The organism is Skermanella sp. TT6, assembly GCF_016653635.2.
GTDB classification, from domain to species: Bacteria; Pseudomonadota; Alphaproteobacteria; order Azospirillales; family Azospirillaceae; genus Skermanella; species Skermanella cutis.
Map to the genome: position 1 here is coordinate 1217582 of NZ_CP067420.1, position 24919 is coordinate 1242500.

At 68.0% G+C, this 24919-nt stretch carries 18 protein-coding genes (1 of these 18 only partly in view); 13 read left to right on the forward strand and 5 right to left on the reverse strand.

Features of this window, described 5'->3' with window-relative positions; all coding sequences use genetic code 11:
* Positions 1–18 precede the first annotated feature (18 nt).
* Positions 19–1518, reverse strand: a complete 1500-nt coding sequence (gene glpK / locus IGS68_RS05665) for a glycerol kinase GlpK (protein WP_201077997.1) — start codon at positions 1516–1518, stop codon at positions 19–21.
* Positions 1519–1701: 183 nt separating this feature from the next.
* Here glpK and IGS68_RS05670 point away from each other — a divergent pair, with 183 nt between their 5' ends.
* The gene (locus IGS68_RS05670) at positions 1702–3972 is read left to right on the forward strand and encodes a CheR family methyltransferase (protein WP_201077999.1); all 2271 of its coding nucleotides are present in this window, start codon (positions 1702–1704) and stop codon (positions 3970–3972) included.
* Positions 3973–3993: 21 nt separating this feature from the next.
* Here the strand turns inward: IGS68_RS05670 and IGS68_RS05675 are convergent, their stop codons facing one another.
* A complete protein-coding gene (locus tag IGS68_RS05675) occupies positions 3994–5025 on the reverse strand; it encodes a chemotaxis protein CheB (RefSeq protein ID WP_201078001.1) in 1032 nt (343 codons plus the stop codon).
* A 131-nt stretch (positions 5026–5156) separates the two neighbouring features.
* Here IGS68_RS05675 and IGS68_RS05680 point away from each other — a divergent pair, with 131 nt between their 5' ends.
* Together IGS68_RS05680 and IGS68_RS05685 are read left to right on the forward strand one after the other, a co-directional pair.
* Positions 5157–6197, forward strand: coding sequence for a chemotaxis protein CheB (locus IGS68_RS05680; protein ID WP_201078003.1), 1041 nt, complete (start codon positions 5157–5159; stop codon positions 6195–6197).
* A 118-nt stretch (positions 6198–6315) separates the two neighbouring features.
* The gene (locus IGS68_RS05685; RefSeq protein WP_201078005.1) at positions 6316–7380 is read left to right on the forward strand and encodes a sensor histidine kinase; all 1065 of its coding nucleotides are present in this window, start codon (positions 6316–6318) and stop codon (positions 7378–7380) included.
* A gap of 665 nt (positions 7381–8045) precedes the next feature.
* On the opposite strand, the gene ubiG is transcribed toward IGS68_RS05685, so the two are convergent.
* Entirely contained in the window at positions 8046–8855 is an 810-nt protein-coding gene (gene ubiG / locus IGS68_RS05690) for a bifunctional 2-polyprenyl-6-hydroxyphenol methylase/3-demethylubiquinol 3-O-methyltransferase UbiG (protein WP_201078007.1), read from the reverse strand.
* 259 nt (positions 8856–9114) lie between these two features.
* On the opposite strand from ubiG, the gene IGS68_RS05695 reads away from it, so the two are divergent.
* The 9 genes from IGS68_RS05695 to IGS68_RS05735 all read left to right on the forward strand — a co-directional run bounded on the left by IGS68_RS05695 (position 9115) and on the right by IGS68_RS05735 (position 20657).
* Positions 9115–10350: an aspartate kinase gene (locus IGS68_RS05695; RefSeq protein WP_201078009.1), complete on the forward strand. Its 1236-nt coding sequence runs from the start codon at positions 9115–9117 to the stop codon at positions 10348–10350.
* 99 nt (positions 10351–10449) lie between these two features.
* Complete coding sequence (locus IGS68_RS05700; RefSeq protein ID WP_247881189.1) at positions 10450–11556, forward strand: NAD(P)H-dependent flavin oxidoreductase; 1107 nt, start codon at positions 10450–10452, stop codon at positions 11554–11556.
* Between the two features lie 156 nt (positions 11557–11712).
* Positions 11713–13965 (forward strand): phosphoenolpyruvate--protein phosphotransferase, encoded by a 2253-nt coding sequence (ptsP, locus tag IGS68_RS05705; protein ID WP_247881352.1) that lies wholly within the window; start codon positions 11713–11715, stop codon positions 13963–13965.
* 187 nt (positions 13966–14152) lie between these two features.
* Positions 14153–15361 carry a helix-turn-helix domain-containing protein gene (locus IGS68_RS05710; RefSeq protein WP_247881190.1) on the forward strand — a complete coding sequence of 403 codons (1209 nt, stop codon included), beginning with the start codon at positions 14153–14155 and terminating at the stop codon, positions 15359–15361.
* Between the two features lie 160 nt (positions 15362–15521).
* Positions 15522–16679, forward strand: a complete 1158-nt coding sequence (gene ispG, locus IGS68_RS05715; RefSeq protein WP_201078013.1) for a flavodoxin-dependent (E)-4-hydroxy-3-methylbut-2-enyl-diphosphate synthase — start codon at positions 15522–15524, stop codon at positions 16677–16679.
* A 42-nt stretch (positions 16680–16721) separates the two neighbouring features.
* Positions 16722–18062 carry a glutamyl-tRNA reductase gene (gene hemA / locus IGS68_RS05720; protein ID WP_201078015.1) on the forward strand — a complete coding sequence of 447 codons (1341 nt, stop codon included), beginning with the start codon at positions 16722–16724 and terminating at the stop codon, positions 18060–18062.
* Positions 18059–19120 carry a peptide chain release factor 1 gene (gene prfA / locus IGS68_RS05725; RefSeq protein WP_201078017.1) on the forward strand — a complete coding sequence of 354 codons (1062 nt, stop codon included), beginning with the start codon at positions 18059–18061 and terminating at the stop codon, positions 19118–19120. The genes hemA and prfA overlap by 4 nt, the downstream gene beginning before the upstream one ends.
* Complete coding sequence (prmC, locus tag IGS68_RS05730; protein ID WP_247881191.1) at positions 19117–20013, forward strand: peptide chain release factor N(5)-glutamine methyltransferase; 897 nt, start codon at positions 19117–19119, stop codon at positions 20011–20013. Before prfA ends, prmC begins: the two co-directional genes overlap by 4 nt.
* 296 nt (positions 20014–20309) lie before the next feature.
* On the forward strand, positions 20310–20657 hold the full coding sequence (locus IGS68_RS05735; RefSeq protein WP_247881192.1) for a DUF4167 domain-containing protein: 348 nt from the start codon (positions 20310–20312) through the stop codon (positions 20655–20657).
* Positions 20658–20695: 38 nt separating this feature from the next.
* Here IGS68_RS05735 and IGS68_RS05740 read toward each other — a convergent pair whose 3' ends face one another.
* Together IGS68_RS05740 and IGS68_RS05745 are read right to left on the reverse strand one after the other, a co-directional pair.
* The gene (locus IGS68_RS05740; RefSeq protein ID WP_201078021.1) at positions 20696–21457 is read right to left on the reverse strand and encodes an MOSC domain-containing protein; all 762 of its coding nucleotides are present in this window, start codon (positions 21455–21457) and stop codon (positions 20696–20698) included.
* A 262-nt stretch (positions 21458–21719) separates the two neighbouring features.
* A complete protein-coding gene (locus IGS68_RS05745) occupies positions 21720–22199 on the reverse strand; it encodes an NUDIX domain-containing protein (protein ID WP_247881193.1) in 480 nt (159 codons plus the stop codon).
* 196 nt (positions 22200–22395) lie between these two features.
* Between IGS68_RS05745 and clpB the strand changes: the two genes are divergently transcribed.
* Positions 22396–24919, forward strand: partial view of an ATP-dependent chaperone ClpB gene (gene clpB, locus IGS68_RS05750; protein WP_201078026.1) — the 5' portion only. It continues 140 nt past the right edge of the window; 2524 of the gene's 2664 nt are visible here — the first part of the coding sequence; its start codon is at positions 22396–22398; its stop codon lies beyond the right edge, outside the window.

Genomic DNA, 24919 nt, shown 5'->3' on the forward strand with positions numbered 1-24919 from the left:
CTAATCTTCTTTTCCGGGTTATGCCAGATCGCTGCGCACGCGGCGCACCGCCCGCCGCCATCCGTCGTACAGGCGCGTGCGGTCGGCGGACGACATGCCGGGCTCGAACAGCTTTTCCCGCTGCCAGGCGGCGGCGACGCTGTCGAGGGAGGCGTACACCCCCGTACGAAGCCCCGCGAGATAGGCGGCTCCAAGCGCCGTCGTCTCGGTCACGATCGGGCGCTCGACCGGAAGTTCCAGGATGTCGGCCAGGAACTGCATCAGCCAGTCGTTCCGCACCATGCCGCCGTCCACGCGGAGCGCGCTGGGCCGGGTGCCGCCGTCGGCCGCCATGCAGTCCATCAGGTCGCGGGTCTGGTAGCAGACCGCCTCCAGCGCCGCCCGGACGATATGGCTGATCCCGGTGTCCCGCGTCAGCCCGATCAGGGCGCCGCGGGCGTCGGGATCCCAGTAGGGCGCTCCCAGCCCGGTGAAGGCCGGCACCATGTAGACGCCCTGGGTATCGGGCAGGTCGTTGGCGTGCCGCTCCGACGCGGCGGCGTCCGCGATCACCCTGATGCCGTCGCGCAGCCACTGGACCGCGGCCCCGGCCACGAAGATCGAGCCCTCCACCGCGTAGGCGGGCTTGCCCTCCAGCCGGTAGGCCGTCGTGGTCAGCAGCCGGTTGGTCGAGCGCACCGGCTTGTCGCCCACGTTCAGCAAGGCGAAGCAGCCGGTGCCGTAGGTGCTCTTGATCATGCCCGGCTCGAAGCAGGCCTGCCCGACGGTGGCCGCCTGCTGGTCGCCGGCCATCCCGGTGATCGGCACGGGAGCCCCGATGAAATCGGCCTCCGCCACGCCGAAATCGGCGCTGTTGTCGAGCACCCGCGGCAGCAGCGCCCGCGGAATGCCGAACAGGCGGAGCAGCTCGTCGTCCCAGTCCTGGGCATGGATGTCGAACAGCAGGGTGCGCGACGCGTTGCTGGCATCGGTCGCGTGGACGGCGCCGCCGGTCAGGCGGAACAGAAGGAAGCTGTCGATGGTGCCGAAGCACAGTTCCCCCCGCTCCGCGCGCGCGCGGGCACCGGGCACGTGGTCGAGCAGCCAGCCCAGCTTGGTCGCCGAGAAATAGGGGTCGATCAGCAGGCCGGTGCGCTCCGCCACCAGGGCCTCGGCGCCGTCGGCGTGGAGCTTGCGGCAGGCCTCCGCCGTGCGGCGGTCCTGCCAGACGATCGCGTTGTGCAGGCCTTCGCCGGTCGCCCGGTCCCACAGGGCGGTCGTCTCGCGCTGGTTCGTGATCCCGATCGCGGAGATGCCGGCAGCGGTCAGGCCCGCCTCCTCCAGCGCCGCGCGGCAGACCACCGTCGTGTCGCGCCAGATGTCCTCCAGGTCGTGCTCGACCCAGCCATCGTGGGGATAGAACTGGCGAAGTTCGCGCTGCGCGGTGGCGACCGGCAGTCCCGTGCTGTCGAACACGATCGCCCTGGTCGAAGTCGTGCCCTGGTCGATGGCGAGCACATGCACCGCCTTCTGCGCCATTATAGTCCCCCCTCGACTGTTGTTATTGGTGGCCGCTTCGCCACCTTCGCCGAAGTCGACTGTGGATGACCGCGCTCCGAAGTGTCAATGGCGCGCAAACGCCGGCCGGTGCCGCGGATGCAGGCCGATTTGGGCATTGGAATCCCTTGCGCTAGTATCCGCGCCCCTGCCAACGCCGAGGCCATGATGGTTGACGACAAGCCCTCGAACCCTGAACTGGAAGACCTGATCCATCACCTGCAGGAGATGCGCCAGGTCGATTTCCGCGGATACAAGCGGACCAGTCTTCAAAGGCGCATCCAGCAGCGGATGGCCGAGGTCGAGTGTCCGGACTATGCGACCTATCGCGCGCTGATCGATAGCGACCCCAAGGAGGTCGCAAACCTCCTCAGCACCGTGCTGATCAACGTGACGTCCTTCTTCCGCGATCCGGAGTCCTGGAGGGTGCTGCAGGAGGAAGTCGTCCCCCGGATCATCGAGCACAGGAAGGACAAGACCCCGATCCGCATCTGGAGCGTCGGCTGCGCCTCCGGGCAGGAGCCCTATTCGGCGGCCATGCTGTTCGCCGAAGCCCTGGGAGTCGAGAATTTCTGCCGGTCCGTGAAGATCTATGCCAACGACCTGGACGAGGACGCGCTGCGGACGGCGCGGCTCGCCACCTACAACCCGCGCGATGTCGAGGGCGTGCCGCCGGCCCTGCTCGACAAGTATTTCGATCGCATCGGCAATCACTATGTCTTCCATCGCGAGTTGCGGAAATGCGTGATCTTCGGGCGCCACAACATCGTGCACGATGCGCCGATTTCCCGCGTGGACCTGCTGATCTGCCGCAACCTGCTGATCTATCTGGATACCAGGACCCAGGCCGCCGTTCTGCCCAGGCTGCATTACGCGCTGAACACCGGCGCGTTCCTGTTCCTCGGCAAGGCCGAAACCCAGCTCGCCCGGTCGAAGCTGTTCGAATCGGTCAACCTGAAGAGCCGGATCTTCAAGAAGGTCGGCCAGGAATGGCAGCGCAGCCTCGGCGGAAGCCTGACCGTCACGACGGAGGACAACCCGGTCCGCCGGGGCCATCAGAACCGTCTGCTGGAAGCGATCGTGGACGCCAGCGCCACGGCCTATGTGGCGGTCAGCCCGCAAGGCCGTGTCATGCTCGCCAACACCACCGCCCGGCGCCTGCTGGACATCGGGCCGGGCGACATCGACAAGCCCTTCCAGGACCTGATCATCTCCTATCGCCCGACCGAGCTGCGCAGCCGCATCGAGGAGGTGCAGACGACGAGCCGTCCCTTGCGGCTGGAGAACCAGAACTATCATCGCCCTCCGGCCGATCCGATCTGGCTGACGATCGACATTTCGCCCGTCCATGGCGAGGACGGGCAGTTCATGGCGACCCTGCTCGGGTTCAACGATTCCACGCGATCCCACATGCTCCAGCGGGAACTGGAAATGACCCAGGAAACGCTGGAGACCACGGTCGAGGAGCTGCAGTCGGCCAACGAGGAGCTCGAGACCACCAACGAGGAGCTTCAGTCCACCAACGAGGAGCTCGAGACCACCAACGAGGAGCTTCAATCCACCAACGAGGAGCTTGAGACCACCAACGAGGAACTGCGCTCGACCAACGAGGAGCTGGAGACCACCAACGAGGAGATGCGCCGCCAGTCGGAGGAGACGGCCGAGTACCGCCTCTATGCCGAGGCGGTCCTGCGCAGCATGGACAACGGGATCATCGTCCTCGATCGCGACCTGCGGGTGAAGTCCTGGAACCGCTGGAACGAGAACACCTGGGGCCTGCGGAGCGAGGAGGTCATCGGCCAGCGCCTCGGCGGCCTGGACATCGGGCTGCCCCTGTTCAAGCTGAACGCGGAGATGCAGCGGGTCATGGACCTGCAGGGGGCGGCAGAGTCGATCGAGTTCAAGGCGATCGACCGGCGCGGCCGCACCCTGGACTGCCGTTTCCGGATATTGCCGCTGATGTATGGCTCCAATGATCTTCGCGGTCTCGTCCTGCTGATCGACGACATCACGGACTTGCGCCGCACGCAGGATTTCAACGCGTATCTCGGCCGTATCGTCGGCGAGTCGCTGAACGAGGTCTATATCCTGTCGCCCGACACCCTCCGCTTCCAGCTGGTGAACAAAGGCGCCGAGCGGAAGCTGGGCTATCCGCTGGACCAGCTCAGGCAGATGGCCCTGACGGAGCTGATGCCCGAGGTTTCCGGCGAGAGGCTGCGCGATCTCCTGGCGCCGCTGATCTCCAAGGAAAGGGAGGAGGTGGTGTTCGATACCGTGATCCAGGCACGGCACCGCGGCCCCTATCCGGCCGAAGTCTGCATGCAGTACCTGCACGAGGAGGATCCGCCCATCCTGATCGCCATCGTCCACGACACGACGGAGCGCCAGCAGCTCGAATCGGCCGGCGGCGCCCGGGAGCAGGGCGGAATGGCGTGACCTGCCCGGCCGCCCGGAGCATCAGCCCGCTTCAGGCGTGATTCCGCCGGCGGGCGACTGGTTGGACAGGACGGTCCTCAGCACGTCGACATGGCCCCGGGCCTCCTCCGCCGCCGCCGTCCATTTCGCGGCCGCGTGATGCTGGCCGTGCGCCGTGGCGTTCTCCGCCATCCGTTCGAACAGCTTGATGCGTTCGTGATGGGTGCGGAGCGCCATCGCGAGGGCCTGCTCGAAGGCTTCGGCCTGCGCCTCGGCGAGCGTCGCCGGGCTGTATGCGTGGCCGATATGGCAGCGGAACCGGAGCAGGGGGCCGTCCATCACCTCCATCATCGCCCCGCCGCAGTCCGGGCACGTGATCAGGGCGGGGCGACCCGACAGGGAATTGTTCTCGGTCTCTTCGATCATGGCGATCATTTCCTGCTCGGCGATGCGGGCTTCCAGCTCTATGTCGGCCGGTATCGGCGGCTGCGGTCCGGCAGGTTCCAGGGACAGCCGCCGAATGAGATCGGCAAGCCGGTCCAGGGGAAGGCAGTGATCGACCGCGACCTTCTGCATGGCATGGCGCGGCATGTCGGGCCATGCGGCATCGTCCGGATCCTGGACCGCGGCGATGCCGCCGCAGCGCTTCACCGCCAGCAGCCCGGCGGTTCCGTCGTCCAGGGTGCCGGTCAGCACCAGGCCCACGACCCGCGAGCCGTAAGCCGCCGCCGCGGAGCGGAACAGCGGGTCCGCGGCCGGCCGCGTCCTGTTCTCCTTCGGTCCCCTCCTGACCAGCAGATAGCCTTGCCTGACCAGGAGATGCCGGTCGGGCGGCGCGACATAGATCTGGCCGGACCGGATCGCGTCTCCCTCCGCCGGGTGGATCACGGGCAGGGACGCGGTACGGCCCAGGATGGCGGGCAGCATGCTCTTCGCGCTGGGGCTGACATGCTGGACGATGAGGACGGCGCTTGCGAGATCCTTCGGCAGGCCTGCGCACAGGATCTGCAAGGCGCCCACGCCGCCGGCCGACGCCGCGATGACGACGATGTCCCGCCTGTTGGCCTGTTCCATGAGATATCACCTCGACGCGTGCATGTCTCGGCACGCCCTTGCGGACTCGGACTGTCGCTCCACGACGCCCATACTTCCATATTCTTCGCGCCGCGTCGCCATGGATGGCGCCCCCGCCTGTTGTCAAACGTATGAAATGTCGAGACATCATCGTCGTGGGGGCCTCGGCAGGCGGACTCCGAGCGCTCCAGACTCTGGTCGGAGGTTTGCCTCAGGACCTTGCCGCAGCCGTGTTCATAGTCCTGCATATCGGCGCGCGGCCCAGCGCCGCGTCTCGGATCCTGAATTCGTCGAGCCCGCTGCCGGTCGCCGAGGCGGTCGACGGTGGGGAGATCCGCAACGGGCATATCCACGTGGCGCCGCCCGACCACCATCTCCTGCTCGAGCCCGGACGCATGCGCCTGACGCGTGGCCCGCGGGAAAACCGGACCCGCCCGGCGGTCGACCCGCTGTTCCGATCGGCCGCGGAAGCCTACGGTCCGCGGGTCGTCGGGATCATCCTGTCCGGCACCTTGAGCGACGGCACCGCCGGCTTCAGCGCGATCAAGCGGTGCGGCGGCACCACCGTGGTGCAGGACCCGGATGAAGCTGAATATCCTGGTATGAGTCGGAACGCATTGCGCTATGTTGGTGCCGACCACTGCCTTCCGCTCGCGGCGATACCCGATTTGGTCGTCCACTTGTCAGGCGCACACCCGGCCAGTTCTTCGGGAGGTGAGAAGGAGCATTCCGGGAGCTTGCAAGAACCAGAAGAGGATGACGAGGTGACAGGCGATTATGAAATGGATCAGCCGGTATCGCTGACCTGTCCAAGTTGCGGCGGCTCGTTGAAGGAAACCATGGTGGGGCAGCTACCCTACTATACCTGCCATATCGGGCATCGTTTCGCGATCGCCGACATGGATGCCGGCCAGGTCGAAAGGCTTGAGCAGTCGTTCGAGATCGCCTTGCGTACCTTGAACGAACGTGCCGCATTGTGCCGGCGCATGTCTCAAATGGCGCTGGACAATGGTCATCACCTTTCCTCGCGACGGTGGGACGAGGCGAGGGCGGAAGCGGAGGAGAGGGCGACTGTGCTGCGGCGCATTCTCGCCCAGGATTGGACCAGCCCGCCGAGTGCCGAAGAGTCCGGCTTTCGAAGATCCGGTCGGGCGGATGATCGAGATTTATGATAAAACTTGCCCAGCTTTGTTGAAGAACCGGGGTGGAACAGTGATTGTAGCCAATCCGGTTTCCAGTAAAACCTATATTCATTATTCTGCAGGGGCAACTTCGATTTGGTGACGCATCATGGCGGGGCTTCAACAGCAGTCTGAAGAGCTTGTCGAGCTACGCCTCCGTCTGGCGACCGTCGATCAGGAGAACGAGCAGCTCCAGATCGCGCTCGAAGACGTGACGAGGCGTCTCGATGCCATTGCCGAGGAGAGTTCCGCTCTGCAGGCGGAGCGCCGGGACCTGATCGCCGACAATGCCCATCTGCGCCATCTGCTGGCACAGAGCCAAGCCCGTTTTCTGGAAGCGCAGGTGTCGGCCGGCCGGGACAGCCAGCGCCCGCGGACAGGGCTGGAGGGCGAGATATCGATCCTGAACGAGGAGCTGCAGGTTTCCCTGGAGGAGCTTCAGGTCACCGCGGAGGAGCTGGAAAACGCCAACGCCGCCCTGCGGGTAGCGAACGAGACGCTGGAAAGGCAGGTGGCGGAGCGGACCGCCAACCTGGATCTCGCCGTGGCCGAGCGCGACGCCCTGATCGGCCGCAAGGACCTGCTGATCCGCGAGGTGGACCATCGGGTCAAGAACAGCCTGCAGATGGTCATGAGCCTGCTGCGGATCCAGGCGCGCAGTGCCGCCGATGCGGCCACCCGGCAGGCGCTGCAGACCGCGGTGATGCGCATCCAGGCGATCGCCCAGGTCCACAGCATGCTCCATGCCCGCAACAGTGCCGAGGGCGTCGCCTTCCACGAGTACCTGGACGAGATCTGCACCTTCCTCGGCGAAACCCTGGGCGTGGATGGCCGCCGGCGGAGGCTGGAGGTCGAGGCCGATGCCATCGAAGTCCCCACGGATCTCGCGATCCCGCTGGCGCTGGTAACCGCCGAACTGGTGACCAACGCCTTCCGCCATGCCTTCGGCGGCGAGACAGGCAGCGTCCGGGTTTGTTTTCGCCGCTCGGCCGGAGGCGGCGTGGAACTCATGGTCGCCGACGACGGCTGCGGCCTGCCCGCGGATTTCGACTGGTCGCACGGCAAGGGCCTGGGATTGCAGGTGGTGAAGGCGATGGCCGAACAGGTCGGGGGCCGCGTGGACGTCGCCCGGCAGGACGGTACCCGCTTCATCCTGAAGCTGCCCTTGCCGTGACGCCGTGATCCGGCGCGATTGCGGCGGTTCGCCCCTGTTGATCCACGGCTGTCCGGCACGGCGATTGCCTATTTTGCGAAAGGATTAATCGCGGGCAGAAACACTCCGTTTTCGTCATGGCCGGACTTGATCCGGCCATCGTTCGCGGGAAGCATCGAAGCCTCCGTGCCTTGAGATCCGCGGGTCAAGCCCTCGGATGACGAACCGAAGGAGAAAACAGTCGCTTGAAATGTTCTCAATGGTTGATTAGCAACAACCTTGCCGGACAGCCGTGGACTTGATCCGGGCATCTCTCCGCACAGCGGCGTTGATGAGGCCTGCAAGCGATGACCGGGTCAAGCCCGGTCATGACGACAAAAAAGAGGAAAACGCCGCCAGAAAAGCGTGCCCTGGTTGATTAGGCAGTCATCGTGCCGGACAGCCGTGGATCAAGTCCGGGGATGACGATTAAGGGAAGACGAAATATTCTGCGAATCATCTTCAGGTTGATAAGTAACAACAGTGCCGGACAGTCGTGGCCTGCGTCAGTAAATCGTGCGGATTGGAGAGAGGTGGGATGACTTGAGCGGAGGGTGGCGCTTGGATAGTTCCTGGCGAAGCACCGGACCATAGCAAGGCCTCGGATCTTCCGAGGCCTTTGCTTTTCGTGCCGTGGGTTTCCCAGGTCAGTCGTCGGCGCTGGCCCACAGCATGTAGTTGGTGTCCAGGTCGCGCCGGCTCAGCGAGAACTCGTCCCGCAGCGGGTTATAGACCACCCCGGTGATGTCGCGCACCTTGACCCCGTGGGGGCGAAGTCCCGCCGCCAGTTCCGAGGGCTTCAGGAACTTGCGCCAGTCATGGGTGCCGCGGGGGAGCCAGCGGAGCACGTATTCGGCCCCGACGATCGCCAGCGCGAAGGATTTCGGCGTGCGGTTGATGGTCGCAAGGAACAGCATGCTCCCCGGATCTCCGCCCGGCTTCATCAGGGTGCAGAGGGAACGCAGGAACAGCGGCACGTCGGCCACGTGCTCGACCACTTCCAGCGCCAGCACCACGTCGAACCGTTCGCCCGAGTCCGCCAGGTCCTCCGCCGTGGTGTGGCGGTAATCGACGCTCACGCCGGATTCCTCGGCGTGGAGCGCCGCCACCTTGACGTTCCGCTCGGCCGCGTCGATGCCGACCACCTCCGCCCCCAGCCTGGCGAGCGGTTCGGCCAGCAGGCCGCCGCCGCAGCCGATGTCGACGAAGCGCAGTCCTGCGAGAGGGCGCGGGGCGGCGGGGTCGCGGCCGAACCGGGCGCATACCGCGTCGCGGATATAGCCGATTCGGATGGGATTGTACTTGTGCAGCGGCTTGAACTTGCCGCGCGGGTCCCACCACTGCGCCGCGATGGCGCTGAAACGGGCGATCTCCCCGGCATCGACCGTGCCGCCGGAAGGTGCTGCGGCCGAGGCCGTGACGCGGGAAGTTGCTGAGGCGGTGCTTGTGGCAGACATGGGTATGTTCCTGGGTGCCGGTTGCTGCCGGATGCGACTGGAAGTCAGTCGGGGCAAGCTTGCTTCGCTTCCCCCGAGATAGTATGGATACCCCGCCTTGCTGCGGCAATGGAACCGCCTGTTCGCCGGTACCCGACCAAACCGGTCCCCGATCGATCCGGGCTGATCGGTCCGGATGCGTGATCATCAGATCCGTTTTGAACTGGGGCAGGGCCGCCGGGCAGCGGGCAGACTGGTCAGGTGGTGGGGCTTCAAGGCAATGGCGCGGATCGTTTTGAAATTCGGCGGCACATCGGTCGGCGACATCGACCGCATCAAGAATGTGGCGCGCAAGGTTAAGGCGGAAGTCGACGCCGGCCATCAGGTCGCGGTCGTGGTCTCGGCCATGTCGGGCGTCACCAACAAGCTGGTGGAATACTGCGCCGGCATCAGCCCGCTGCACGACGCGCGGGAATACGACGCCGTCGTCGCCTCGGGCGAACAGGTGACCAGCGGCCTGACCGCCCTGGCGCTGCAGGAACTGGGCATCCCCGCGCGATCCTGGCAGGGCTGGCAGATCCCGATCCGGACCGACGACGTGCATGCCAAGGCGCGCATCTGCTCGATCGAGACGGAAGAGCTGGAGCGCCGGCTGTCGTCCGGCGAGGTCGCCGTGGTCGCGGGCTTCCAGGGCGTGTCGCCGAATGGCCGGATCGCGACGCTGGGCCGCGGCGGCTCCGATACGTCGGCGGTGGCGCTGGCGGCGGCGCTGAAGGCCGACCGCTGCGACATCTACACCGACGTGGACGGCGTCTACACGACGGATCCGCGCATCGTGTCGAAGGCGCGCAAGCTGTCCAAGATCACCTACGAGGAAATGCTGGAGATGGCGTCGCTGGGCGCCAAGGTGCTCCAGACCCGCTCGGTCGAAATGGCCATGAAGCACGGCGTGCGGGTGCAGGTGCTTTCCAGCTTCGAAAAGGCGGCGGGCAGCGAGCTGCCCGGTACTCTGGTTGTGGACGAGGACGAAATCGTGGAACAGGAACTGGTCAGCGGCATCGCCTACAGCCGCGACGAAGCGAAGATCACCCTGATCGGTGTGGCCGACCGCCCCGGCGTCGCCGCCGGCCTGTTCGGCCCGCTGGCCGACTCGTCGGTCAACGTCGACATGATCGTGCAGAACGTGTCGGAGGACGGCGCCAGCACCGACATCACCTTCACGGTGTCGAAGGGCGACCTGGAGCGGGCCCGCAACGTGCTGGAGGCCGCCAAGGGCGAGCTACAGTACCGCCGCCTGCTGGCCGACAGCAACGTCGTCAAGGTGTCGGTGATCGGCGTCGGCATGCGCAGCCATGCCGGCGTCGCCCAGCGCATGTTCAAGTCGCTGGCCGAGAAGGGCATCAACATCCAGGTGATCTCGACGTCGGAGATCAAGGTCAGCGTGCTGATCGCGGAGGAATACACCGAACTGGCGCTCCGCGCCCTCCACACCGCCTACGGGCTGGACGCCGCCTGACCGGCGCGCCCGACCTTGGCCCCCGATCTGGTCCCGCCGACCCGAGCTGCCAACCTGTGCCGCCGACCGTGAGAGGGTGAGCCCGATGAAGGCCCTGCCATGACCCAAGCTCCCGCCCCGATGCCGGCCGAAGACCCGACGCGCGCCGCCCGCGCCCGACTTGACCGCCTGTGGAGCCGGGGACGGGCCTTCCTGGGTACCGATCTCGCGGTACTGGGCGGCGCCATGACCTGGGTCTCGGAACGGCACCTGGTGGCCGCGATCTCCAACGGCGGGGCCTTCGGCGTGATCGCGTCCGGCTCCATGGGGCCGGAGCAGCTCGATGCCGAGATCCGGGGAACCAGGGCGCTGACCGACCGGCCGTTCGGAGTCAACCTTATCACCCTGCACTCGCGCCTGGACGAACTGATCGATGTCTGCGCCGACCACCGGGTCGGGCACGTCGTGCTGGCCGGCGGGCTGCCGTCGTCGGCCTCCATCCGGCGGATCAAGGAGCGCGGAGCCAAGGTGGTGTGCTTCGCGCCCGCCGCTTCGATCGCCCGCAAGCTGGTCAAGAGCGGCGCCGACGCCATCATGATCGAGGGGATGGAGGCGGGCGGCCATATCGGGCCGGTGTCCACGTCGGTGCTGGCGCAGGAGGTCCTGCCGGTGGTCAGCGACGTGCCGGTCTTCGTCGCCGGCGGCATCGGCCGGGGCGAGGCCATCCTGTCCTACCTGGAGATGGGGGCGGCCGGGGTCCAGCTCGGCACCCGGTTCGTCTGCGCCACGGAGTCGGTCGCCCATCCGCGCTACAAGCAGGCCTTCATCAATGCCGCGGCGCGCGACGCCGTGCCGTCCGTGCAGATCGACCCCCGTTTCCCGGTGATCCCCGTCCGGGCCTTGACCAACGAGGGGACCCGCCGGTTCCAGGCTTTCCAGGCGGAGGTGATCGAGCGGTTCAACCGGGGCGAACTGAGCCAGAAGGAAGCCCAGCTCGAGATCGAGCACTTCTGGGCCGGGGCGCTCCGGCGCGCCGTGATCGAGGGCGACGTGGAGAACGGCTCCCTGATGGCGGGCCAGAGCGTCGGCATGGTCACCCGCGAGCAGCCGGCCTCGGAGATCCTGCGGGAGCTGGTCGAGCAGGCCGTCCGCGCGCTGGAGGCGCGCTCCGGCGCCTTCGGGAAACCGGAGTGGCGCGGCGCGACCATTCCCGGGGCGGCGGAATAGATGACTGACGCTCCGGGGCAGGGAACCCCGGCGCGGGATGCACCGGGACCGGGCCATTCCATGGGTGGTGCCATGGACGGCGGAACCCAGGGCGACGGGACCCGCCACGATGGAACCCAGGACAACGGAACCTACGGGACGGAACAGGGAGCGACCATGCCCGGTATAACGTCTCGGCGCCTGCTGGCGCGGCTGCGCGACGTGATGGCCGGCTCCGGCTCGGCGCAGCACAGGCTGGACAAGATCGTCACGCTGATCGGGGCGGAGATGGGAGCGGATGTCTGCTCCTGCTACGTCATGCGCGCCGGCGACATCCTGGAACTGTTCGCCACCGTCGGCCTGAACCAGTCGGCCGTCCACAAGACCCGGCTGCGGGTCGGGGAGGGGCTGGTGGGCGACATCGCCGCCCATGCCCGGCCGGTGGCCCTGGCCAACGCGCCGTCCCATCCCAATTTCGCCTACCGCCCCGAAACCGGGGAGGAAGCCTTCCTGTCGCTGATGGGCGTGCCGATCCTGCGCGGCGGACGGGTGCGCGGCGTGCTGGTGATCCAGCACAAGGACAAGCGCGTCTATTTCGAGGAGGAGGTCGAGACCCTCCAGACCATCGCGATGGTGGTGGCCGAGCTGACCGCCGGCGGCGAACTGGTCAGCCAGCAGGAGATCTCGGCGGTCGCCGATGCGGCCCTGCTGCCGACCCGGCTCGAGGGCGTCGGGCTGAACCGCGGGCTGGCCATGGGACTGGCGGTGCTGCACCGTCCGCAGCTGACCATCCGCCAGATGGTGGCCGAGGATCCCGACGTGGAGATCGAGCGCTTCCGCAAGGCGCTCGAGGGGATGCATACCGCGCTCGACGACCTGCTGCGCGCTTCCAGCGTCGAGGGCGGCGAGCACCACGACATCCTGGAGACCTACCGGATGTTCGCCGAGGACCGCGGCTGGCTGTCGCGCATCCGCGAGGCGATCCGGAACGGCCTGACCGCCGAGGCGGCCGTCCAGCGGGTGCAGAACGACACCCGCGCGCGCATGAGCCAGATGCACGATCCCTATTTCCGGGAGCGGCTGCTCGACCTGGACGACCTGACCAACCGGCTGCTCCAGCACCTGGCTGGAAAGGAGTCGCTGGCCTCGGCCAACCTGCCGGACGACGTCGTCCTGGTCGCCCGCTCGATGGGGCCGGCCGAACTGCTCGACTACGACAGGCGCCGGCTCAGGGCGCTGGTGCTGGAGGAAGGGTCGGCGTCGAGCCACGTGGCGATCGTCGCCCGGGCGCTGGACATCCCCGTGGTCGGGCAGTGCACCGACGTGCTGACCCGGATCGAGCCGCTGGACCAGCTGATCGTCGACGGCGACAACGCCCAGGTGCTGGTCCGCCCGGCGGAGGACATCCAGGATGCCTTCCACAACAGCATGACGGTGCGCGCCCAGCGCAAGCGCCTCTATGCCGAGACGATCCACCAGCCGGCGGTGTCGCTGGACGGCGTGGAGGTCTCCGTCAACCTGAATTGCGGGCTGCTGATCGACCTGCAGCATCTGGACGATACCGGCGCCGCCGGGGTGGGGCTCTACCGGACCGAGATCCCCTTCATGATCCGGTCGGAATATCCCGGCGTGGACGCCCAGACGGAACTGTACGGCCGGGTGCTGGAGCTGATCGGGGCCCGGCCGATCGTCTTCCGCACGCTGGATGTGGGAGGCGACAAGAGCCTGCCCTATTTCGCCGACCAGGAGCAGGAGAACCCCGCCCTGGGCTGGCGCGCCATCCGGATCGGCCTGGACCGCCCGGCCATGCTGCGCCAGCAGCTTAGGGCGCTGCTGCGCGCCTCCGGCGGGCGGGAAATGCGGGTCATGTTCCCGATGATCAGCGAATGCGCCGAGTTCGAGGACGCCCGCGCCGTGCTGGACCTGGAGATGGAGCGGCTGGTCAGACGCGGCGGCGTTCCGCCGGCCCGCGTGCTGGTCGGGGCCATGCTGGAGGTTCCCTCCCTGGTCTGGCACCTGCCGGCGCTGCTGCCGCGGCTGGACTTCCTCTCGGTCGGGTCGAACGACCTGATGCAGTACATGTTCGCGGCCGACCGCGGCAATCCGCGGATCAACACCCGGTACGACCCGCTGTCGCCGCCGATGCTGACCATGTTCCGTCATCTCGTCGGCCTGTGCGAAGAGGCCGGCGTTCCGATCAGCATATGCGGCGAAATGGCCGGCCGGCCGCTCGATGCCATGGCCTTGCTGGGCGTCGGGTTCCGCAGCCTGTCCATGTCGCCGCCGGCGGTCGGCCCGGTCAAGACGATGCTGCGCAGCCTGAACGTGTCGCAATTACGCGAGTATATAGAAACCCTCTATCCCGTGCGCGATCACAGCCTGCGGGAAAAGCTTCGTTCATTTGCGATAGATCATGGGGTCATGATCTAATTCATTGCATTCCGCTTGGAAAGTTTGTTACAACTTCGGCGACAGTGACGGGGCGGTTTGCGTGACTTCGCCTGCCGCCTGATCATGGACTCAGTGCGGGAAGACGGCTGACGGTATGGGCGACACCAGACCTAGGAAACTCCACATCGTCGAGGAAGGCCGGAGCGGGCAGGGATCCGCGCCCCGCGTGTTCCCGGGTTCCGACGAGCCCCGGGTCGGCGACGTGCTGCGCAGCCGCCGCCTCTCGCTCGGCTACGACCTCCAGGAGGTCGCGGTGGCCCTGCGCATCCGGTTCGCCTATCTGGAGGCGATCGAGGAGGGGCGGTTCAACGACCTGCCCGGCGCCACCTATGTGTCCGGTTTCCTGCGCACCTACGCGGAGCATCTCGGGCTCGATCCCCAGATGGTGCTGCGCCGCTTCAAGGAGGAAAGCTCGGGCGCGCTGACCGCCAAGCCGGAGCTCTACCTGCCCAAGCCGGTGCCCGAAGGCCGCATTCCCGGCGGAGCGCTTCTGCTGGTCGCGGTGCTGCTGGCCGGCGCCGCCTATGGGGGCTGGTACTATGTCAATTCCACCGGCCGCGACCTGGTCGATCTGGTGCCCGAACTGCCGGATCGGATCGCCAGCGCGCTGAACGTCGCGCCGGCCGCACCGCCTCCCGGGCTGGTCGTTCCGGTCACCCCGTCCGAGCCCGGCCCGCCCGCGCCCGACAGCCGGACGGCCGAAGCGCCGCCCGCGGCGGCCATCCCGGCTCCCGCGCCGGCGGTCCCCCCGCCGGCGCCTCCCGCCGCGGCACCCCAGGCCGCTCCGCCATCCACGGCGGCGACGCCGGCTCCGGCTCCCGCCCCGCCGTCCGCACCCGCCGCCGTGGCTGCCGCGACCGGGGCCAACGCCGAGGAAGCCGAGGAGGAAGAGAGCCCGATCGTCGAGTCGACTCCGATCGCGCCGCCGAACGGCGACCCCCGCGCCGCGCAGGCGTCGGAGACGGGCGCCCGGCCTCCCGGCGCTTCGCCCGCGATCCCCGCTCCCCCGGCCGCACCGGGCCAGGTCGCCGCTTTGCCGATGCCGCCGGCGCCTCCGGCCGCTCCGGAAGCGGGGCAGGGGGATGCCCGGATCTACGGGGCGATCAACGGGCAGTCCCGCATCCAGATCCGGGCGACCCAGGACAGTTGGATCCAGGTGCGGGACGGGACCGGCGACCTGCTGATGACCCGCGTGCTCCGCCCCGGCGACGTCTACCGCGTGCCCGACCAGCCCGGCCTGCGGATGGTCACCGGCAATGCCGGCGGCCTGATGGTCTCGGTCGACGGCGGGCAGGGCAGCGCCCTGGGCGCCCAGGGACAGGTGATGCGCGACGTCCAACTGGATCCGCAGCGGTTCGCCGCCGGGGTGCGCTGACCCGGGGGTCTTGCCCCGGACTTGCCCTTGACCGGGGGCATGCGCGTCCGCACTTTAGCGTCAGGCGTCCCTGCGCCTGCCCTCGTGCCCGCGTCCCCCGGGGGCGCCTGTTACCCCCGCGCCCTTTCGGGCGCATGTCAAAATTGTCGAAAGCCAGTCCATGACCGTCCGTCCCTACCGCCACATCGAGCGCCGCAAGAGCCGCCTGATCCATGTCGGCAAGGTTCCCGTGGGCGGGGATGCGCCGATCTCGGTGCAGACGATGACCAACACGCTGACCACCGACGTCAAGGCCACGGTCGAGCAGATCCAGCGGATCGAGCAGGCCGGCGCCGACATCGTCCGCGTCTCGTGCCCCGACCAGGAGTCGGCCCTGGCGCTGAGGCAGATCACGCGGGAGATCGCGATCCCGGTCGTCGCCGACATCCATTTCCACTACAAGCGCGCGATCGAGGCCGCGGAGAACGGCGCCGCCTGCCTGCGCATCAATCCCGGCAACATCGGTTCGGCCGACCGGGTGCGCGACGTGGTGAAGGCGGCCAAGGACCATGGCTGCTCGATCCGCATCGGCGTCAATGCCGGCTCGCTGGAGAAGGACCTGCTGGAGAAGTACGGCGAGCCCTGTCCGGAGGCGATGGTCGAGAGCGCCCTGGACCATGCCCGCATCCTGGAAGACCACGATTTCCTCGACTTCAAGATTAGCGTCAAGGCGTCCGACGTGTTCCTGGCGGTCGCGGCCTACCAGGGGCTGGCGGAGGCCTGCGACTATCCGCTGCATATCGGCATCACCGAGGCCGGCGGCCTGCGGGCCGGCACGGTCAAGTCCTCGATCGGCCTGGGGATGCTGCTGTGGTCCGGCATCGGCGACACCATCCGCGTCTCCCTGTCGGCCGACCCGGTCGAGGAGGTGCAGGTCGCCTACGAGATGCTGAAGTCGCTGAACCTGCGGCGGCGCGGCGTCACGGTGATCTCCTGCCCCAGCTGCGCCCGCCAGCAGTTCAACGTGATCAAGACCGTGGAGGTGCTGGAGCAGCGGCTGGCCCACATCACCACGCCGATGACCGTCTCGGTGATCGGCTGCGTGGTCAACGGGCCGGGCGAGGCGCGGGAGACCGACATCGGGTTCACCGGCGGCGGCAGCAACACCCACCAGGTCTATATCGCCGGCCAGCCGGACCACCGGCTGAAGGACGAGGACATCGTCGGCCATCTGGTCGGCCTGGTCGAGAAGAAGGCGGCTCAGATCGAGGCCGAAAAGGCCGAGGCCGCCCGCATCGAGGCCGACAAGGCCGGAGCCGCCGCGGAGGCGGCCGAGTGACGGCGGGCCGGCGCCGCCCAGATCTCCCCTGACGCCCCCGCCATGCCCGCATCCGGGGGCCCTGCGTCGTCCGAACTGGTGCTGGTCGGCGCCAACCACCGCTCCAGCTCCGGGGCGGTGCGCGACCTGATCTGCACCGAGGAGACCGAGGTTCCCGGCGTGCTGGCCCGCCTCCGGGCGGCCGGGCTGTCCGAGATGCTCTGGCTGTCCACCTGCGACCGGGTCGAGGTTCTGGCGGCCTCGTGCGATCCCGCCGCCGCCGCCGCCGCCGCCGCGTCGGCCCTGGCCGAGCGCGCCGGCATGACCGCCGAGTCCCTGGGGCCCGAACTCTATACCCTGACCGGCGGCGACGCCGTCCGCCACCTGTTCGCCGTCGCCTGCTCGCTCGACAGCCAGGTCGTCGGGGAGCCGCACGTGCTGGGGCAGGTCAAGGCGGCCCACCGGGCCTCGGTCGCCGCCCACGTGACCGGGCCGGAACTGGAGGCGGTCCTCCAGGCGGCCTACGCCGCGGCCAAGCGGGTTCGCACCGAGACCGCCATCGCGGAACGTCCCGTATCGATCGCCGCCGCCGCGGTCCAGACCGCGCGCGACATCCATGGCGACCTGGACCGCTCCGCCGCCCTGCTGATCGGCCTGGGCGACATGGGCGAGCTGATGGTGGACGCGCTGCGCGAGGCGGGGCTGCCCCGCCTGACCGTCGCGGCCCGGGTCGATCGCCGGGCCGAAGCGGCGGCCCGGCGGCTGGGCTGCCACCATGTGCCGGTCGATGATCTCGACACGGCGCTGGTCTCCGCCGATATCGTCGTGACTGCGGCGGGGCTCGGGCGCTATATCCTGTCTGCCGACCGGATGGAGGCGGTGTTGAAGAGGCGCCGCCGCCGTCCGGTCTTCGTGATCGACACGGCCATCCCCGGGGACGTCGATCCGGACGTCGGCGGCTTGGAGGGCGTCTTCGTCTATGACCTGGCCGACCTGGAGCGGGTCGCCCTGGAGGGCCGCGCCACCCGCGAGGCCGCGGCCGCGGCCGCCTGGGCGATCGTCGACCAGGCGGTCGCCGCTTTCGCCCGGGGGCGGGCGGAGCGGGCGGCGGTTCCGGCCGTGGCGGCCCTGCGCGGTCATTTCGAGGCCGTAAGGAGCCGCCTGCTGGCCGAGCATGCCGGCGCCGATCCGGCCGAGGCGACCCGCCTGCTGGTCAACCGGCTGCTTCACGACCCGTCGCAGGTGCTGCGGGCCATGGCGGCGTCGCACGACATGGAGCAGGTGGAGGCCGAACGGCTGCTGCGCCGGTTGTTCCGCCTGGACCGGGCGGAGAACGCCGCCACCGGCGCTGGATTTTCGACTGCGGGCCCCGTTCCGGGGCCCAGTGAGGGTGAGGTACGGTGAGTTTCGAGGATATGTTCAACCGCGTCGCCGCGCGCCACGACGAGCTGCGCGACGCCCTGGCCGGCGGTCAGGTGGATGCCCAGGCCTTCGCCCGGATGTCGAAGGAATACGCCGAGCTGACCCCCATCGCGGAAGCGATCGCCGACCTGCGCAAGGCCCGGGCCGAGCGCCAGGACCTGGCGGCCATGCTGTCCGATCCCGAGATGAGGGATCTCGCCGAGGCCGAGATCCAGGCGCTCGACCGCCGCCTGCCCGAGCTGGAGCGGGGCATCCAGGTCCTGCTGCTGCCGAAGGACGAGGCCGACGCCAAGAACGCGATCCTGGAAGTCCGCGCCGGCACTGGCGGGGAGGAGGCTGCCCTGTTCGCCGCCGAGCTGTTCCAGATGTACCAGCGCTATGCGGCGCTGCGCGGATGGCGGTTCGAGACCATGGACGTGTCGGAGACCGGCATCGGCGGCTACAAGGAGGCGACCGCCTCGATCACCGGGCGCAGCGTGTTCGCCCGGCTGAAATACGAGAGCGGCGTCCACCGGGTCCAGCGGGTCCCCGCGACCGAGGCCGGCGGCCGAATCCACACCTCCGCCGCCACCGTGGCCGTCCTGCCGGAGGCGGAGGAGGTGGATATCCAGATCGACGAGAAGGACCTGCGCATCGACGTGTTCCGCTCCAGCGGGCCGGGCGGCCAGTCGGTCAACACCACCGACAGCGCCGTGCGCATCACCCACCTGCCGACCGGCATCGTCGTCTCCCAGCAGGACGAGAAGTCGCAGCACAAGAACAAGGCCAAGGCCATGCGGGTGCTCCGCTCCCGCCTCTACGACGCTCAGCGCAGCGCCCTGGACGCCGAGCGCGCGGCCAACCGCAAGAGCCAGGTCGGCAGCGGCGATCGTTCGGAACGCATCCGGACCTACAATTTTCCCCAGGGCCGCGTTACCGACCACCGGATCAACCTGACGCTCTACAAGATCGACAAGGTGATGGGCGGCGAGGCCCTGGACGAGGTGATCGACCCCCTGATCGCGGCGGACGAGGCGGAGCGCCTCGCCGAACTGCAATGACCGGTCCGGCCGCCCAGGGGGCGTCCGGGGGGCTCTCCGGGACGCCCATGCTCCGGGAGGTGATGCGCCACGCCGAGGGCCTGCTCCGCGAGGCCGGCATCGACACGCCGGAATTGGACGCCCGCCTGCTGACGGGGGCCGCGCTGGGCATGACGCGCGAGCATATGCTGATCCATGCCACCGCGCGGCTGAACCAGCCCCAGGTCGCCCGGGTCCTCGGCTTCGTCGCCCGGCGGGTTGGGCGCGAGCCGGTCTCCCGCATCCTGGGCCGGCGCGAGTTCTGGAGCCTGGATTTCACCTTGTCTCCCGCGACCCTCGATCCCAGGCCCGATTCCGAGACGGTGGTCGAGGAAGCCCTGGCCGGCGTCGCGGACCGGCAGGCTTCCCTGTCGGTCCTGGACCTGGGGACCGGCACAGGCTGCCTGCTGCTGGCCGTCCTCAGCGAACTGCCCAAGGCCACGGGGCTCGGCATCGACCGCTCGGAGGAGGCGGTGGAGACGGCCCGGGCCAACGCCCGGCGGCTCGGACTGGGGCAGCGCGCGCGCTTCTCCACCGGGGACTGGGCCTCGGGAATCGAGGATCGTTTCGACCTCGTGATCTCCAACCCGCCCTACATTCCCGATGCCGACATCGAGGCCCTGGCCCCGGAAGTCACCCGGTTCGACCCGCCGGCGGCGCTGGCCGGCGGCCCCGACGGGCTGGACGCCTACCGCACCATCGTCGCGCAACTCCCCGGGGTACTGAAACCGGGCGGGCGAATCATCTTCGAGGTCGGATTCGGCCAGTCAGCCGACGTGTCGGCGCTTCTCAGGGCGGCCGGTTTCGGGCGGATCGGCGTGCGGAAGGATCTCGGAGGCGTGGAGCGCGTGGTTTTTGGCCATTTGGACGCGTGATTCCGCGCTTGCACACAAGAAAGGGGTTGGATTGCAGCCGTTTCCCCGCTAGGGTCTTTAACTACGAAGGACCGCAGCATGTTTGGCGCGGCCTGCGTGATAAGAACCCCCGATATTCCACCGCGCAGCATCGCTCCGCGGGTGCTTGGTAGCCCGTGTGATCGCCGCCAAGCTGGATCGGGGCGCGCAAATCTCAAAGTGGGGCTCGTAATAGCCGAATGAGACAAGGACCAAACACCAGGCGTTCTCGCGGCCGGGGCAGCAATAATGGTGGCCGTCGTCAGAACAATGTCCCTTTGCGCCATCAGACTTTCGACAGCAACGGTCCCGATGTTCGCATCCGAGGCAATGCTTTCCAGGTATACGAAAAGTATCTGGCGCTAGCTCGGGATGCACAGACTGCCGGTGACCGAATTGCAGCTGAAAGTTATTTTCAGCATGCCGAGCATTACTTCCGTATCATCGGCCTCATCAACGAACAAAGTGGCGAGAACCAGCGCGGCCGCGACGGCCGTAACGGCAACGGCGCGCCGAATGGGCACGGCGGCGCCAACGGCAACGGCCAGGACCAGTTCGGCGACGACCAGGATGACGACGATGAAGACGCCGACGCGGAAGACGAACGCGCTCAAATGAACGCGTAACGTCGGCTTTCTTCCAGGGACGGGGGCCGCCCGCGGCCTCAGTCGATCAGGCGGACCGGATCGCCGGGCGCGATGCGCCCGCCCCGGATGACACGCGCGTAAACGCCGCAGTTGCGGTGGCTATAGCCCCGCTGAAGCTGGAGAGGGATGTTGATGTCCCGCGTCGCCGTGGCGGGGTTGACCTCCGTCGCGGCGCAACGGCCGATCTGCTCGGCCACTTCCAGCACCACGTCGCCGATTGCGATGGAACGGCCGACCCACTTGGCCTCGGCCCAGCCCTCCATCCCGTCGAGCAGCAGGTTCGCCCGGAACCGGATGGGATCGACGGGGGCCTGGACGACCCGTTCTATGTCCTGGACGCTGGCCAGGTTCAGGATCGAGACGTACTTCTCCGGCGTATCGCTGAACATGACCCCGGGCGCCTCCACCAGGCTCGGCGTTCCCGGCGCCTCTCCCTTCATGTAGGCCGCGAAGAACTGGTTGATCAGCAGCCGCCCCATGGCGCTGGTGATCTGTCCGCGGGCCACCTGCCTGCCATTGCGGCGCACCGTCAGGACGCCCGTCGCCGAGTCGTAGTCGGTCTCCAGCGCCGCCAGTCTTTCATTCTTGGCCAGCATCAGGAAATCCCTTTTCGGGCGCCACTCCGGCGCCGTCGGGTCGAAGCTGGAAGCCCCGTGGCTGATGGCGAACCGCCGGTCGTCCGGAAGCCCTTCGCCGGGCGCCAGGATGACCTGGTCGAGAGCCTGGGCGCTCAGTCCCTTGACCGGATAACGATATATCTTCGCAACTGCGGTATTCATGCCTGATGTTATGCAGATGGGGCAGGGGTGCGTCAATCCCACGATGGGATGCGGCCGGCCCGAGAGGACGTGTGTTTCGGACCCGGATATTTTTTCGGACGGCATGAGAATGCGAACGATTTGCATTTGCAAGAGGATCGGGATCGGTTATAACCATTTCCAGCCGGTCACACACTCTCTCCTGTTCCGTGATCCGAAACCTCGCAGACTGGTCCGGCCGCCCCCGCCATCCCTCGGCGGGGGTGTTTTTTTTGCCAACGCGTCACCAGAGGTCGGAAGGCTCGCCGCCGCCGGCCAGTTCCGCAAGTCGGCGGCGCGTCGCCGGAGTCGTGTCGCGGGGCAGGGCGTCCAGGGCGAAGAAACGGCACTCCACGATCTCCAGCCCGTCGACCTCTGGGGTTCCCCGCCACTCGTCGACCACGAAGACGCTGACATGGTCGCTGGATCGGTGCCGGAAGCGGGCATAAAGGCCCAGCATGCGCGCGGTTCCGACCACCTCGACCCCGACCTCCTCCCGCACCTCCCGGGCCATGGCCTGGCGGACCGTCTCGTTCCGGTCGACGCCCCCGCCGGGAAGATGCCAGCCGTCGACATAGCTGTGGCGGATCATCAGGACGGCGCCGTCCGCGTCCCGGATGATGGCGCGTACACCCATGGTCAAGGGCCTTGCGACGGTCAGCCAGCCGACGCGCGCCAGATGGGCGGTACGGAGCAGGCCGGACTGGGCCAGAAGCTTCTTCACGCGGTTGGTCTCCAGGACAAGCGGGTATGACGCTTCGGCAACATAGGCATCGGATGGCGAAATGCCCACTCCCGCCCGCTTGTGCGCCGAATAACCCCTCGCCATATAGGGTTCAGCATCCTCCTGGATCGCACATCAGTGGGTCGGAATTCGGTCGTGCTGCCTCGCGGGCGACCGGTAGACAAGGAGCGTTTTCATGGACTTCGAGAAATACACGGAACGGTCCCGCGGCTTCGTACAGGCCGCCCAGGGGCTGGCGCTTCGGCGCGGACATCAGCGGCTGACCGCCGAGCACCTGCTCTGCACCCTGCTGGAAGACAAGGAAGGCTTGGCGGCCAACCTGATCCGCTCGGCGGGCGGCGACCCGGCGCGGGCGCTTTCGGCGGTCGAGGCGGAGCTGAACAAGCAGCCCAAGGTCGAAGGCGCCGGTGCCGGCCAGATCTATCTGGCACCCGAGCTGGCGCGCCTCTTCCAGACCGCGGAGGAGCTGGCGACCAAGGCCGGCGACAGCTTCGTCACCGCCGAGCGCCTGCTGCTGGCATTGACCATGGCCGAGGGCAGCCCGTCCGCCAGGATCCTGAAGGATGCCGGTGTCACGGCGCAGTCGCTCAACCAGGCGATCAACGCGATCCGCAAGGGCCGCACCGCCGACAGCGCGTCGGCCGAACAGGGCTACGACGCGCTCAAGAAATACGCCCGCGACCTGACGGAGGCCGCGCGCGAGGGGAAGCTGGACCCGGTCATCGGCCGTGACGAGGAGATCCGCCGGACCATTCAGGTCCTGGCCCGGCGCACCAAGAACAACCCCGTCCTGATCGGCGAACCCGGCGTCGGCAAGACCGCCATCGTCGAAGGGCTGGCGCAGCGCATCATCAAGGGCGACGTGCCGGAAGGCCTGCGCGACAAGCGCCTGATGGCGCTCGACCTGGGCGCCATGGTGGCGGGTGCCAAGTACCGCGGCGAATTCGAGGAACGGCTGAAGGCCGTCCTGCAGGAGATCACGGCCGCGGCCGGCGAGATCATCGTGTTCATCGACGAGATGCATACCCTGGTCGGGGCCGGTAAGGCCGACGGCGCGATGGACGCCTCCAACATGCTGAAGCCGGCGCTGGCGCGCGGCGAACTGCACTGCGTGGGCGCCACGACGCTGGACGAGTACCGCAAGCATGTGGAGAAGGACCCCGCGCTGGCGCGGCGGTTCCAGCCGGTCTTCGTCTCCGAGCCGACGGTCGAGGACACCATCTCGATCCTGCGCGGCCTGAAGGAGAAGTACGAGCTTCACCACGGCGTCCGGATCACCGACAGCGCGATCGTCTCCGCGGCCACCCTGTCGCACCGCTACATCACCGACCGGTTCCTGCCGGACAAGGCGATCGACCTGATCGACGAGGCCGCGTCGCGGCTCCGCATGGAAGTCGATTCGAAGCCGGAAGAGATCGACGAGCTCGATCGCCGGATCATCCAACTCAAGATCGAGCGCGAGGCCCTGAAGCGGGAGAGCGACCAGGCGTCGCGCGACCGGTTGGAGAAGCTGGGCGCCGAACTGGACGAGCTGGAGCGCAAGTCGGCCGACATGACGTCGCGCTGGATGGCGGAGAAGGAGCAGCTGACCGGCGCCCAGAAGCTGAAGGAGCAGCTGGACCACGCCCGCGTCGAACTGGAGCAGGCCCAGCGCAACGCCGATTGGACCAAGGCCGGCGAGCTCGCCTACGGTGTCATTCCGGAGCTGGAACGGAAGCTGAAGGCTGCCGAGGAAGTGGCCGGCAACCGGATGCTGAACGAGGAGGTGCGCGACGGTGACATCGCCTCGATCGTCAGCCGCTGGACCGGCATCCCTGTGGACAAGATGCTGACGGGCGAGCGCGAGAAGCTGCTGGCGATGGAAAACCGCCTGGGTACCCGGGTGATCGGCCAGGACGAGGCGATCGTCGCGGTCTCCAACGCGGTCCGGCGCGCCCGCGCCGGCCTTCAGGACCCGAACCGGCCGATCGGCTCGTTCCTGTTCCTCGGTCCGACCGGCGTCGGCAAGACCGAGCTGACCAAGGCGCTGGCCGAGTTCCTGTTCGACGACGAGACCGCCATGATCCGGCTGGACATGTCGGAGTACATGGAGAAGCACGCGGTCGCCCGCATGATCGGCGCTCCTCCGGGCTATGTCGGCTATGAGGAGGGCGGGGCCCTGACGGAGGCGGTTCGCCGCCGGCCCTATCAGGTGATCCTGTTCGACGAGGTCGAGAAGGCGCACCCCGACGTGTTCAACGTGCTGCTCCAGGTGCTGGACGACGGCCGCCTGACCGACGGGCAGGGGCGCACGGTGGACTTCCGCAACACGCTGATCGTCATGACCTCCAACCTCGGGTCGGAGATCCTGGCGAACCAGCCGGAAGGGCAGGACAGCTCCGCCGTGCGCGACGAGGTGATGGAGATCGTCCGGGCGTCGTTCCGGCCGGAGTTCCTGAACCGGCTCGACGAGATCCTGCTGTTCCACCGGCTGAGCCGAGGCCACATGGGCGGCATCGTCAAGATCCAGCTGGGCCGCCTGCGGCGCATGCTGGCCGACCGCGACATCGAGCTGGCGATCGACGACAAGGCGCTCGCCTGGCTTGCCGATGCCGGCTACGACCCGGTCTACGGCGCCCGGCCGTTGAAGCGGGTGATCCAGCGGGCGCTGCAGAACCCGCTGGCCACGATGCTTCTGGAAGGCCGCATCGCCGACGGGC